The sequence below is a fragment of the Microbispora cellulosiformans genome, from assembly GCF_008728085.1.
In the GTDB taxonomy this organism is placed as follows: domain Bacteria; phylum Actinomycetota; class Actinomycetes; order Streptosporangiales; family Streptosporangiaceae; genus Microbispora; species Microbispora amethystogenes.
Window position 1 is genome coordinate 208,961 of sequence record NZ_VYTZ01000012.1, and the last position, 12,667, is coordinate 221,627.

Sequence of the window (12,667 nt, forward strand, 5' to 3'; positions counted from 1 at the left end):
CCCTGGGGGAGCGGGGCTGGCTGAGCGCGAGGATCCGGCGCGGCTATCCCTTCACCGCGCCGAGCATGACTCCCTTGACGAAATACCGCTGCACGAAGGGATAGATCGTCAGGATCGGGAGGACGGTGAGCACCATCGTCACCGCCTTGATGTTGGTGGCCACGGTCATGTCGGTGGCGTCGGCGCCGACGGACGTGCCCGTGGTGGCCCCCGCGATGAGGTTGCGCAGGTAGACGGTCACCGGGAACAGGTCGCTCTGCGTCATGTAGAGGAAGGCGGGGAACCACGAGTTCCAGAACGAGACGGCGTAGAAGAGCACCATCGTGGCGATGACCGCCTTCGACAGCGGCAGCACGATCCGCAGCAGGATGCCGTACGTGCTCATGCCGTCGATGGCGGCGGCCTCCTCCAGCTCCGCCGGGATGCCCTCGAAGAACGCCTTCATCACCAGGAGGTTGAAGACGCTGATCGCGTTCGGCAGCACGATGGCCCAGATGGTGTCCTTCATCCCGAGGCTGGAGATCAGGACGTAGTTGGGGATGAGGCCGCCGGAGAAGAACATGGTGAAGACCGCGACCCCGATCAGGAACGTGCGGCCCTTCAGGTGCCTCTTCGACAGCACGTACGCGTAGCAGGTCGTCATGAGCATCGCGATGGCCGTGGCGACGACCGTGTAGACCACCGTGTTGCGGTAGTTCGTCCAGAACGTCGGGTCGGACGCCACGAACTCGTACGTACGGAAGGTGAACCCGACGGGGACGAGGTTGACCTTGCCGGCCCGGATCGCGAACTCGTCGCTCAGCGACCGCGCGACGATGTTGACGAAGGGATAGAGGGTCACCAGCACGACGCCGGTCAGGACGACGGCGTTGACCACGCGGAACACCTGCCGGCCGCGGGTCCGGTCCACGGTCACCACAGGCTCGTCCCCACGGTCCGGCGGGAGATCAGGTTGGCCGACAGCACCAGGCCCAGCCCGATCAGCGCCTCGAAGAGGCCGATCGCCGCGGCGTAGCTGAAGCTGTTGGAGATGATGCCCATGCGGTACAGGTACGTGGAGATCACGTCGGCGGTCGGATAGGTCAGCGGGTTGTAGAGCAGCAGGACCTTCTCGAAGCCGACCGCCATGAACGTGCCGATGTTGAGGATCAGCAGGGTGACCGCGGTCGGCCGGATGCCGGGAAGGGCCACGTGCCAGATCTGCCGCCACCGGCCCGCGCCGTCGATCCGGGCGGCCTCGTACAACTGGTCGTCGACCGTCGTGAGCGCGGCGAGATAGATGATCGTCCCCCAGCCGACCGTCTGCCACATCTCGGAGGAGACGTAGATCGTCCGGAACCAGCCCGCCTCCTGCAGGAACGCGATCGGGTCGTCGCCGAGCGCCCGCAGCACCTGGTTCACCGGCCCGTCCACCGACAGCAGCTCCATGACGAGACCGGCCACGACCACCATCGACAGGAAGTGCGGCAGGTAGGACACCGACTGGACGAACCGCTTGACCCGCCGGCCGCGCAGTTCGTTGAGCAGCAGGGCCAGCACGATCGGCATCGGGAAGCAGAAGAGCAGGGTCAGCGCGCCGAGGACCACCGTGTTGGTGAACACGTGCCAGAACGACGGGTCGTCCAGAAACATCCGCACGTAGCGCAGGCCGACCCACTCCTCGCCCAGCACGCCGCCGCCGGGCCGGAACTTCCGGAAGGCGATCACGTTGCCGAGCATCGGCAGGTAGCGGAACACCACGAAGAACAGCAGCGGGAGGATCGCCAGCGAGTACAGCTGCCAGTCGCGGCGCAGCGCCTGACGCCAGGTGCGGCCCGGAGGGCGATGCGCACGGGCGGGGCCGGGGCCCGCCCGCCGCGGATCACCGGCGTCCGGTGACGCGTCGATCGCCTTGGTGGTGCTCATCCTCGTGCCTCCGGTGCCATCTCCGTTGGCGGCGCCGCCGCGTCACGACCACGCCGCCGCGTCAGCACGCCGCGAACGGATAACGCCGGGGCGATATGACCGAAAGTTTCGATAATGTGGATTAATATTGCGGAAATATAAGCCCCACGGCAAGGGGCGTCAAGAGGCAAGTCAAGTGCCGTCCGGCCGGATCGTGATCGCGCTGGTCTCGGCTTATCGGAGACCCTCGCGCTGGTAGAGTTTCTCGAAATTTTCGGAAACTACCAGCCCACGGGAACGACGAGTGGACCGATGACCAGCCCTTCCTCCGCCCAGGGCCCCCACCGTGCGACGATCGCGTCCATCGCCGAGGAGACCGGCGTCTCGGTGACCACGGTGTCCAAGGTCCTCAACGGCCGCCCCGACGTCGCGCCCGCCACCCGGGAACGGGTGGAGGCCTGCCTCGCGCGGCACAAGTACCGCCCCCGTGTCCGGCGGCGGCCGCTCAAGGGGCAGATCGACCTCGTGTTCCACCAGCTGAACTCCGTGTGGTCGATGGAGATCATCCGAGGGGTGGACTCCGTCGCCGCCCCCGCGGGGATCGAGGTCGCGCTCTCGCAACTGGAGGGCGCGCACCGGCCGCCGGAGGAGTGGCTGGACGGCCTGCTCGACCGCCGTCCCCTGGGCGTGCTGTTCGTCCTGTGCGGCCCGTCGCAGTCGCAGCAGCGGAGGCTGCGGCGTCAGCGGATCCCGTTCGTCGTCGTCGACTCCGACACCGTGACGCCCGCGTCCGTGCCCATGGTGGGTTCCAACAACTGGAACGGCGGCCTGCTCGCCACCCGCCACCTCCTCGAACTGGGCCACCGCCGCATCGCGGTCGTCTCGGGGCCGAAGGACGTGCTGTGCAGCCGGGCGCGGGTCGCCGGCTTCCGGGTCGCCCACGACGAGGCCGGGGTGGCCGTCGATCCCGGCCTCGTGCGGTACGGCAACTTCTACGTCGACGCCGGCTTCGAGCACGGCATGGACCTGCTGACCGGCGCCGCCCGCCCGACCGCGATCTTCGCCGGTTCGGACCTCCAGGCGCTCGGCGTGCTGCGGGCCGCGCGGCGGCTCGGGCTCGACGTCCCCGGCGAGCTGTCGGTGGTCGGGTACGACGACGTGCCCGCCGCCGCCTGGGTCGAGCCCGCCCTCACCACGGTGCACCAGCCGCTGTCCGACATGGCGGTGGTCGCGACCCAGATGCTGCTCGACCTGGCCCGTGGCACGGAGGTGACCACGAGCCGCATCGACCTCGCGAACGAACTGGTGGTCCGCGACAGCACCGCGCCGCCGGTCAGCTCCTCGCCAGCCTGATCACGTTCCAGGAGACCGGCGGCAGCACGATCCGAGCGGGATCGCTCCGGTGGGAGGTGTTGGGGCGGGGGGCCACCCGCTCGGGGTCGTCGGCCGTGTTGCGGGCGTACACGTCCTCGTGGGTGAGCGTCGTCGCCTCGGCGATCCGTACGGCGCCGAGCGCCCGCGTGTCGAGCTCCAGCTCCAGCGGCTCGGTCACCGACCGGTTCACCGCGAACACCGTGGTGAACCGGTCGTCGTGGGTGGCGACCGCGTGGAGCACCGGGACCTGCCCGAACTCGCCGGTCTCGTACGACGGCCCGACCGGCTCGGTGAGCAGGACGTCGCCCGAGGCGTACCGCGCGGCCTGCGCGAACGGGTGGAAGGTGGTCTGCCGCCAGGCCCGGCCGCCCGGCTCGGTCATGATGGGCGCGATGACGTTCACGAGCTGGGCGAGGCAGGCCGCCGCGACCCGGTCGCTGTGCCGCAGCAGCGTGACGAGCAGGCCGCCGAACGCCACGGCGTCGGCGAGGTGGTAGTGGTCCTCCAGCAGCGGCGGCGCGACCGGCCAGTCCGGCGGGGGAGGGGCCGACTGGTGCCGGCTGAGATACCAGATGTTCCACTCGTCGAACGACACGGAGATCTTCTTGCCGGAGCCGAGCCGCGCGCCCACCTGGTCGGCGATGGAGACGACCGTGGAGATGAAGTGCTCCATGTCGGTCGCGCAGGCCAGGAAGCCGCCGAGGTCGCCGTCCTTCTCCTCGTAGTAGGCGTGGCAGGAGATGTGGTCGACCAGGTCGTAGGTCTCCTCCAGGACGGTCGTCTCCCAGGAGCCGAACGTCGGCATCGAGGAGCCCGAACTGCCGCACGCCACCAGTTCGAGGCCGGGGTCGACCATGCGCATCGCCCGGGCCGTCTCGGCGGCGAGCCTGCCGTACTCGTGGGCGGTCTTGTGCCCGATCTGCCAGGGGCCGTCCATCTCGTTTCCCAGGCACCACATGCGGATGTCGTGCGGCTCCTTGGCCCCGCCCGCCACCCGCAGGTCCGACAGCGTCGTCCCGGACGGGATGTTGCAGTATTCGAGCAGGTCGACGGCTTCCGCGACGCCGCGCGTGCCGAGGTTCACCGCCATCATCGGCTCCAGGCCGGCCAGGCGGGACCACCGGACGAACTCGTCGACCCCGATCTCGTTGGTCTCCGTGCTGTGCCAGGCCAGGTCAAGCCGCCGGGGCCGCCGCTCACGCGGGCCTACGCCGTCCTCCCAGCGGTAGCCGGAGACGAAGTTGCCACCGGGATAGCGGACGGTGGTCACGCCCAGCTCACGGGTGAGCGCGAGCACGTCGCCGCGGAACCCCTCCGCGTCGGCGGTGGGGTGGCCGGGCTCGTAGATCCCGGTGTAGACGCAGCGGCCGAGGTGCTCGACGAACGTGCCGAACGTACGGCGCCGCACCGGGGCCACCCGGTGGGCGGGATCGATGGTCAGCTGTGCCTGGAGCACGGGCCTCTCCTTGATCGCAGGAGTGTGTCGCCCGGCGATTGTTAGCGTTCGCATGCTCCGTGGTCAAGGGCCGGGCGCGTCACGGTACTTCCCGGTGGGGCCGGCCGCGTCGATGATCCGGGCGGCCTCGACGGGGACGGCGTCGGCGGTGACCGTCACGTTGTCCCTGGTGACGTTGCCGCGTTGGCCGTCGACGATGCCGGTGATCGCGGGGTTGGTGGAGAAGTTGCCGGTGAGGGTGAGATCGCCGGTGTGGTTGCCGCTCTGGTTGTTGGCATGGGCCCACTGTCCGGCGGTGCCGGCGAACACGTTGCGGTTCGCGCTCAGGTAGCGGGACCCCTCGTCGAAGTACAGCCCGAGCTGGCCGCTGTTCTCGCAGTGGTTCTCGTCGATGACGCCGCCCGGGATCGCCGAGAGCGTGTAGATGCCGCCGGCGTCGTACATGGTCTGCACGACGTTGCGCACGTGGTTGCCCACGACGCGGACGTCGCTCAGGGTCGTCGGCGTGTCGTAAATCGGCTGGAAGTCGTAGAGACCGCGGCCGGCGTACTCCGGGCTGCCTCCCGGGTCGTTGGCGCCCCAGCCGTAGCCGACGCCGATGCCGATGTACGGCATGTCGGAGACGTAGTTGTGCTCGACGGCCAGCCGGGTGACGTAGCTGGCGACGATCGCGCCCTGGTCCAGGTAGTCGAGGGCGGTCGCGTAGACGCGGTTGTCACGCAGCACGATGTCGCTGTTGACCATGCGGGGATCGGACGGATGGTGCGCGTCCGGGCCGATGCCACCGACCATGATGCCGCCGCCGGCGCTCGCGGTGAACGTGCTGCCGACGACCGACACCCGGTGCGCGCCGAGCCCGACGCCGGTGGCGTGGGCGCCGGCGTCGTTGCCGATGCCGAGCCCGACGGAACCGAGGTTCACGAAGGCGCAGCCCACGAAGGCGATGTCCGCCGCGGCCGACACCTGCACCGCCGCGGGCGCCTGCGCCCAGCCGTTGCGGGACGCCTCGAACTCTCTGCAGCCGGCGGCGCACGAGGTGAACGCGTCCGGCGGCCGGTGGGGCTGGACGCCGCTGATGAAGGCGCCTGTCTGCTGGTTCGCGTAGCCGTCGGAGGTGCCCGGGTGCAGCCATGTGGTGCCGCTGAAGGTCAGGCCCTCGAACCGGAGGCCGCGGGCCGGCTCGTCGTAGGTGCCGCCGACCTCGACCAGCGACTCCAGGCGGGGCAGCTCGACCCGCGCACTGGAGATGTCCTGCCCGGGAAGGGGTTTGTAGTAGAGCGTTCCAGTGGTGGGGTCCAGATACCACTCGCCGGGCTCGTCGAGGAACGTCCTCGAATTGAGCAGGAAGAACTTCGGCGTCCGGAACGGCGCCTGGACGACGTCGTACCCCCAGGTGTTGTTGTCCCAGGCCGGTTGTCGCATCACGACAGTCGAGCCGGAGATGCTCTCCACCGGCGCGAACCGGTTGGTGAACGACAGCATCGCCTGGAACTCGATGCGCCTCTGGTCGGGAAGCTCGGCGAGGTAGGCGAGATCGGGGTTCTCGACAGTGAAGCCGGTGGGGGTCAGGGTGATGTCGGACGGCGCCACGCTGATCCGTGCGTGCCGCGCGAGCTTCCCGTCCACGTAGAGCTGCCTGCTGTCGGACCCGGCGTTCACCCGGGCCCGGTAGACGCCGGTGGCGTCGTCGTCGATCTCCCAGCCGGTGACGGACGTGGCGCCGCTCAGCACCGGCGCGGCCCCGCGCGCGGCCCTCCAGGTCACGGTGTGCCCGTTCCGGCCGGAGTCGGCGGCGTCGAAACGCAGCGGCGAGGTCAGCCGGTAGGTGCCGTCCAGGAGTTCGACCGTGACGTCGTGCGTCCCCTCGGCCGCGGCGGCACGGGCCCGCCGCTGCGCCTCTCCCAGCGTGGCCAGCGGCCGCCCCTCGCTGCCGGAGCCCGTGTCGTCGGCGTCCTCGGCTCCGGCGGGCGCCACCACGATCGTGCCGGCGGCCCGGGTTTCCGCCTGGGCGGGGCGGGTCACCTCGCCGCCCGGTCGGTCGCGGGGGTGAGCTCGTGCGGCCGTGCGAGGTGGCCGTGGCCGGGCACGGGGAGCAGGCGCCGCCCGGCGTGCTCCGGCCGTACGTTGGGGCTGTCGGCCGGGACGGCGCCGGGCCGGCGGATGAACGCGCCGATCGCGGCCTCGTCGACCGTGAGGCCGAGGCCCGGAGCGTCTCCGAGCACGAAGGCGCCGTCCTCGACGTGCAGGTCGGCGGACACGCCGAGCGGCGGCCGGAGGTCCTGCAGTTCGCTGACCAGGTGGTTCGGCACCGACGTCGCGGCGTGCAGCAGCCCGACCGGGGTGTTGCCGATCGGGCTGACCGGCAGGTCGTGGGCGTGCGCGAGGGCCGCCACCCGGAGGAAGTGGGTGACGCCCCACACGGCGGCAGTCTGGACGATGTCGACGGCCCCCGCCGCCAGCAGCGGACGGAACTGTTCGAGCCCGCTGAGGTTCTCCCCGGCCGCGACCGACGCCCGGATCCCGCGGCCGACGGCGGCCATGCCCTCGGCGTCCCACCGCCGTACGGGCTCCTCGATCCAGGTGAGGTCGAGGACGCGTTCGATCTCGCCGACGTGCCGCACGGCCTGCTTGCGCGTCCAGGCCTCGTTGACGTCGAGCATCAGGCCCGGCCGCGCTCCGTGCCCCGCCTCGGTCAGGACGTCGCGCACCAGCCTCAGGCGGCACAGGTCCCGTTCGACGTCGAGGCCGCCCTTGATCTTGGCGGCGCGCAGGCCGTACCCGGCGTACTCCTTGTAGGTCGCGACGAGTTCGTCGTCGGTCAGGCCGATGTCCAGGCCGGAGGCGTACGCGGGGACCCGCCGGTCGCGTCCCCCCAGCAGACGCCAGAGCGGTTCGCCGGCCAGTTGTGCCTTGATGTCCCACAGCGCCGTGTCGATCGCGCCGATGGTCCCGAACACGACGCCCGCGTGACCCGCCTTGAAGGTGTGCCGCAGCATACGGTCGTAGAGCGCCGTCACGGCGCGCGGATCCTCGCCCTCGACGGCGGCGAACACCGTGTCGATCTGCACGTGGGGCCCGATGCCGACCCCGGTGATCCCTTCGTCGGTGTCCACCATGACGATCTGGACCGGTACGGCCCCGTCGGCGTAGACGCCGTTGGCGTCACCGACCGGACGACCCCAGTCCTGGACCGTCTTGAGCGTGCGATACCCCGAAATCCGCATGTCAGCCCTTCGTGGAACCAGCGGTCACGCCGTCGGCGATCTGGCGCTGGAGGAACAGATAGATCATCAGGACCGGGACGGCGGCGATCAGGACTCCGGAGGCGAAGGTGGGGATGTCGTCGGAGTACTGCCCGCGCAGCGAGGTGACCCCGACCATGAGGGTGCGGTGGTCGGCCGAGTTCATCGTCAGCAGGGCGATCAGCACGTCGTTCCAGCAGAACAGGGTGTCGAGGATGCCGACCGACAACAGCGCCGGCCTGCCCAGCGGGATCATGACTCGCCGGTAGACGCCGTAGACGGTGTTGCCGTCGATCCTCGCCGCGTCCACGATCTCCATCGGGATCGTCGTGTAGTGGCTGGTCATCAGGAAGACGGTGAACGGGAGCCACTGCGCGACGTAGGCGAGGATCAGTCCCGGATAGGTGTCGATGAGGCCGGTGTCCGCCATGACGCGGGCGAGCGGCACCATGATCACCTGGAACGGCACGAACAGCGCCGCGAGACAGCCCAGGAAGATCATTCTGGAGCCGCGGAACCGCAGCCGGCTCAGTGCGAAGCCCGCCATCGACCCGAGCAGCAGCAACAGGGCCACCGAGACCGTCACCACGAGGAGCGAGTTGGCGAAGTACCGCGCCATCCCGGCGTCGGACCAGGCCGTGCCGATGTTCTCCCAGTGCGGGGAGTTCAGGGGGGCGAACCGGTCGAGGACGTACTCGCGCCGGGTCTTCATGGCCACGTTGGCGGTGAACACCAGGGGGTAGACCGTGGCCAGCGCGAGGGCCGCCATCGGAACGGCGGCCACCCAGCCGCTCAGGCGCCTGCCGCGCATCAGTCCTGCCTTCCCGCGCGGCGGAGCAGGCCGACCTGCGCCAGCCCCACCACGAGCATGATGAGGAAGAGAACCGTCGACGCGGCGGAGGCGAGCGCCGGGCGGTTCATCTGTCCCTGCTGAATCCAGATGTAGTACTCCGGCAGATACGTCGAGCCCTCCGGGCCGCCGCTGGTCATGACGTACAGCAGGCCGAACATCGACGTCAGCATCCCGATCATCGTGGTCACGAGGACGAACGCGATGGTGCGGGACAGGCTCGGGATGACCACGTGCCAGATCGTCCGGGCCAGTGACGCGCCGTCCATCTGAGCGGCGTCCAGCAGTGAGGAGTCGAGGGTCGAGAACCCGGCGAGGAAGACCACCAGCGCCATCCCGAACGTCGCCCACACATGCACGCCGACGACGGTGAACATGGTGACCCCCGGGTCGCCGAGCCAGTCGACCGGGCCGATGCCGATCGTGCCGAGCACGGTGTTCAGCGGGCCGTCGAAGGCGAGCATCAGGTTGAAGATCGAGCCCACGATCACCGGCGAGAGCACGGCGGGGAAGAAGTAGACGCTGCGGAACACCCGGTGCCCGGGGACCCGCAGGTAGATGAACGTCGCCAGCAGGCCCGGGATCGCCACCGCCACGGGCAGCAGCAGCACGAGCAGCCCCACGTTGCCCAGTGCGGTGCGGAACAGCGGGTCGTCGGCCAGTTCCAGGTAGTTGTCGAGCCCGACGACCATCCCGTTCCGGTCGCCGTCGCCGGTGAAGGAGAAGTTGACGCCGAGGATCAGCGGGTAGAGCCGCAGTCCCAGGATGATCAGTACGGCCGGGGCCACCAGGACGTACGGCGCGAGACGCTCCGAGCGCGCCGCCCGCCGGGAGCCCGTTCCGGTGGCCCGGTGGCCCGCCTGCCGGGTGGTGTCCGGACCGCCGGCCCGCCCGGGCACGCCCGGGCGGACCAGCGGGGAGGAGCCTTTCATTGGCACGGTCAGCTCGCCTTGTCGGCCGCGGCCATCTGGTCCATCGCCTTGTCGACGGTCAGCGACCCGCTCAGCAGCTTCTGCGACACCCGTCCCATCAGGTCCAGCGTCTTCGAGGACAGCGCGACGTGCAGGGCGGGCTTACCCCCCTTGATCGCCGACACGATCGCGCCGGCGGCCGGGCCGGACTGCGACGCGTCGATGGTGGTGTCGGAGGCGATCGCGCCGGCCTTGGCGTAGAACGCGGTCAGGGCCTCGGTCGAGGTCAGGGACCGCACCAGGTCGGCCGCCAGCTTCGGGTCCTTCGTCCACTTCGCGACCCCGTAACCGATGCCGCCGTCGTAGGCGAGGCTCGGCGTGGCTCCGTCGGTCACGACCGGGGCCGGCATCACGCCGATCTTGTCGGGCGGCAGGAACTCGCCGAAGTCCTTCCAGTGCCCGATGTCCGACATCAGTCCGATGACGTTGGCGGCCTTGCCGGACTGGAAGATCGCCCACGAGTCGTTGAACATCGCGGTCGAGTTGGCCCCGGCGTTGTTGTAGCCCTTGTCGTTGACGTCCTTCCACAGCGTGAAGATCTGCTTCACGTGGGGAGAGGTCCAGTCGCGCTTGCCGGCGATCCAGTCGTCGTACTCCTGGGGCGTCAGCACACCCGAGCCCAGGCCCGAGAGGAAGAACTGGATGCCGAAGCCTTCCTTGTTGCCCAGCGCGAAGCAGCTCTTCCCGGCCTTCTTGACGGCGGCGCAGTCGGTCATGAGCTCGTCCCACGTCGCGGGCGGCTTGGCCGGGTCGAGCCCCGCCTTCTCGTAGACCTCCTTGTTGTAGTAGATCGGGTGTCCCTGCAGCGTCACCGGCGCGGCGTAAACCTTGCCGTCCTTGCTGAACGCGTCCCAGCCCGCGAGGCGCTGGCGGTCCTCGGCGACGTACTCGTCGATCGGGAGGAGCGCGTCCACGCGGTCACGCAGCTGCCCGCCTCCGTTGAACAGCATGACGTCCGGCCCCGTGCTGGACTGGATGGCCGTGCCGAGCAGGGTGTAGTACTGATCGAACGGCTGGGCCACGAACTCGACCGTCACGTCCGGGTGCTTCTTGGCGAAGTCGGCCTTCGCCTTCTCGATATAGGAGGCCGCGGTCGCGTCGCCCGACTTCCAGTCCCACACCACCAGCTTCGAGGAGGTTCCGGAACCGGCAGGTGAGGGAGCCGTACGGGTGGCGCTGCCACATCCCGACACGGTCAGCCCCGCGACCAGGACGGCCGACCACAGTGTTCGCTGCTTCATGGCTGTCACTCTCCAGAGCGTGGCCGGTTGACCCGGCCGTCTGCGGCGAGAACGTAACTCGTATGACGTCTGACGTCAATACTGCTGACATATACTCGCCGATGGCGTGCTGTCCCCGCAGGCCATCGGAGGATGAGATGACGGCATCGCAGGAAACGGCCCGCGAAGTACCGTCGCCGCCTGCCTGGGTACGGCGGCCGGCGAGCCTCGCCAAGGCGGTGACGGCGGAGCTGGTGGTGCGCATCGTGCGCGGCGTGCATCCGTCGGGGACGCCGCTGCCCCCCGAGCCCGCGCTGTGCGAGGCCTTCTCGGTGAGCCGGACCGTGGTCCGCGAAGCGGTGAAGATCCTGCAGGAGAAGGGCCTGGTGCAGGTGCGCCAGGGCGCCGGCACCATGGTCACCCCGTCGACGTCGTGGGACATGCTCGACGAGCTCGTCCTCGCGGCGACCATCGCCGAGGACGAGAGCCTGGCGATCCTCGACGACGTCGTCGTCACCCGGCGGGTGCTGGAGGCCGACATGGCCAACGTCGCCGCCCGCCTCGCGGACCAGGACACCGTCGACCGGCTCCGCGCGCTGGTCGACCGGATGGACGAGCTCGTGGACGACCACCTGACGTACGAGGAGCACGACCGCGTCTTCCACGACGTGGTCATGCGAGCCTCCGGGAACCGCATCGCCCGGGGAGTGGTCCGCTCGCTGGAGAGCCAGGTCGTCAACACCGCGCGCTACATGGGCCGGTCCGAGCGGGCTCTGTGCGTGGCCTCCAACCTCGGCCACCGCCGCATCTACGAGCGCATCGCCGCCCACGACCCCGACGGCGCGGCCAAGGCGATGTTCAACCACATCACCGACGCCTGGCTGGTCCGCCGCAGCGGCCCCGCCGATCCCGTACGCCTGGAACGGTGAAGGCAGGGTCCGGAGGCAGGGTCCGCGGCGGTTCCCGGCGACGGGAAATCGACCGGCGCCGGATGGCGATATCACTGCCTCCGAAGGAAGCGGAAGACGCCGCACCCCTCACGCACAGGCATGGGATGTCTCACCGGTGAGCGATCCCGGCCCGCTGTTCGCCGATGCCGCATGCTCAACGGTGAAAAAGCGATCCCGCGGCTGTCCGGCCTCTCCCGCCGGCATTTCGGCGTTCGTTGATCGAAAAACATCCTACGTCCGGGATTGACGCGCGCTGAAATTTTCACGGTGCCCATCCGGTGCCGCCTTGCCGCCTCCGGTCGCCCGGGCCACCTCCGCGGGCGCTTATCCGGCGGCGGTTCGCAGGTGGATGCGCCGGTGAGGCAGGCGTCGGCTCGGTCCTGACAGTGGATGCCCGATAACAATCGATTCGGTTCGATCACCCGCAGGAATCCGCCGGAGTGACAGCGGATGGCGCGCGTGTTAGAAACCGGGCAATTCGGAGCGAACGTCACGAGAAACGCACGGCTCGGTCGAAGGAACCGGAGGCGGCACCCCTCTCGGAACCTCGTCCACCGGCAACGGCGCGGCGGCGCGCGCTTTTGCCTTGACTGTGTTCCTGATGTCAGGAAGGAATCCTTGTTATGTCCCGACGTCCGTGGCCGGTGATGCTGGCCACGCTGGCGCTGCTGGCTCCTGTGCCGATGGCGCTGAATGTGCCGGCGGCGAACGCGTTGACGA

Annotated in this window: 10 protein-coding genes; 2 read left to right on the top strand and 8 right to left on the bottom strand. The window is 69.5% G+C overall.

Features of this window, described 5'->3' with window-relative positions:
- Positions 1-43: 43 nt before the first annotated feature.
- Together F5972_RS28640 and F5972_RS28645 are read right to left on the bottom strand one after the other, a co-directional pair.
- Positions 44-916, bottom strand: coding sequence for a carbohydrate ABC transporter permease (locus F5972_RS28640; protein WP_225311982.1), 873 nt, complete (start codon positions 914-916; stop codon positions 44-46).
- Entirely contained in the window at positions 913-1,905 is a 993-nt protein-coding gene (locus F5972_RS28645; protein WP_150937746.1) for an ABC transporter permease, read from the bottom strand. The genes F5972_RS28640 and F5972_RS28645 overlap by 4 nt, the downstream gene beginning before the upstream one ends.
- Positions 1,906-2,196: 291 nt before the next feature.
- On the opposite strand from F5972_RS28645, the gene F5972_RS28650 reads away from it, so the two are divergent.
- Positions 2,197-3,237: a LacI family DNA-binding transcriptional regulator gene (locus F5972_RS28650; protein WP_150937748.1), complete on the top strand. Its 1,041-nt coding sequence runs from the start codon at positions 2,197-2,199 to the stop codon at positions 3,235-3,237.
- On the opposite strand, the gene arfA is transcribed toward F5972_RS28650, so the two are convergent.
- From arfA to F5972_RS28680, 6 genes are all read right to left on the bottom strand, one after another.
- Complete coding sequence (gene arfA, locus F5972_RS28655) at positions 3,218-4,714, bottom strand: arabinosylfuranosidase ArfA (protein ID WP_150937750.1); 1,497 nt, start codon at positions 4,712-4,714, stop codon at positions 3,218-3,220. The genes F5972_RS28650 and arfA overlap by 20 nt on opposite strands.
- Positions 4,715-4,777: 63 nt before the next feature.
- Positions 4,778-6,736: a right-handed parallel beta-helix repeat-containing protein gene (locus F5972_RS28660; RefSeq protein ID WP_150937752.1), complete on the bottom strand. Its 1,959-nt coding sequence runs from the start codon at positions 6,734-6,736 to the stop codon at positions 4,778-4,780.
- Positions 6,733-7,938, bottom strand: coding sequence for a mandelate racemase/muconate lactonizing enzyme family protein (locus tag F5972_RS28665; protein WP_150937753.1), 1,206 nt, complete (start codon positions 7,936-7,938; stop codon positions 6,733-6,735). Before F5972_RS28665 ends, F5972_RS28660 begins: the two co-directional genes overlap by 4 nt.
- 1 nt (position 7,939) lies before the next feature.
- Positions 7,940-8,767 (bottom strand): carbohydrate ABC transporter permease, encoded by an 828-nt coding sequence (locus F5972_RS28670; protein WP_150937755.1) that lies wholly within the window; start codon positions 8,765-8,767, stop codon positions 7,940-7,942.
- Positions 8,767-9,738 carry a carbohydrate ABC transporter permease gene (locus F5972_RS28675; RefSeq protein ID WP_150937803.1) on the bottom strand — a complete coding sequence of 324 codons (972 nt, stop codon included), beginning with the start codon at positions 9,736-9,738 and terminating at the stop codon, positions 8,767-8,769. Before F5972_RS28675 ends, F5972_RS28670 begins: the two co-directional genes overlap by 1 nt.
- Before the next feature lie 8 nt (positions 9,739-9,746).
- Positions 9,747-11,018, bottom strand: coding sequence for an ABC transporter substrate-binding protein (locus tag F5972_RS28680; protein ID WP_150937757.1), 1,272 nt, complete (start codon positions 11,016-11,018; stop codon positions 9,747-9,749).
- A gap of 137 nt (positions 11,019-11,155) precedes the next feature.
- Here F5972_RS28680 and F5972_RS28685 point away from each other — a divergent pair, with 137 nt between their 5' ends.
- On the top strand, positions 11,156-11,926 hold the full coding sequence (locus tag F5972_RS28685; RefSeq protein ID WP_150937759.1) for a FadR/GntR family transcriptional regulator: 771 nt from the start codon (positions 11,156-11,158) through the stop codon (positions 11,924-11,926).
- The last annotated feature ends 741 nt before the right edge of the window (positions 11,927-12,667 follow it).

Bases quoted from the DNA above. Each gene is read 5' to 3' on its own strand.
- F5972_RS28645 (WP_150937746.1), bottom strand. From the start codon at position 1,905: ATGAGCACCACCAAGGCGATCGACGCGTCACCGGACGCCGGTGATCCG.
- F5972_RS28650 (WP_150937748.1), top strand. From the start codon at position 2,197: ATGACCAGCCCTTCCTCCGCCCAGGGCCCCCACCGTGCGACGATCGCG.
- F5972_RS28665 (WP_150937753.1), bottom strand. From the start codon at position 7,938: ATGCGGATTTCGGGGTATCGCACGCTCAAGACGGTCCAGGACTGGGGT.
- F5972_RS28670 (WP_150937755.1), bottom strand. From the start codon at position 8,767: ATGCGCGGCAGGCGCCTGAGCGGCTGGGTGGCCGCCGTTCCGATGGCG.
- F5972_RS28675 (WP_150937803.1), bottom strand. From the start codon at position 9,738: ATGAAAGGCTCCTCCCCGCTGGTCCGCCCGGGCGTGCCCGGGCGGGCC.
- F5972_RS28680 (WP_150937757.1), bottom strand. From the start codon at position 11,018: ATGAAGCAGCGAACACTGTGGTCGGCCGTCCTGGTCGCGGGGCTGACC.
- F5972_RS28685 (WP_150937759.1), top strand. From the start codon at position 11,156: ATGACGGCATCGCAGGAAACGGCCCGCGAAGTACCGTCGCCGCCTGCC.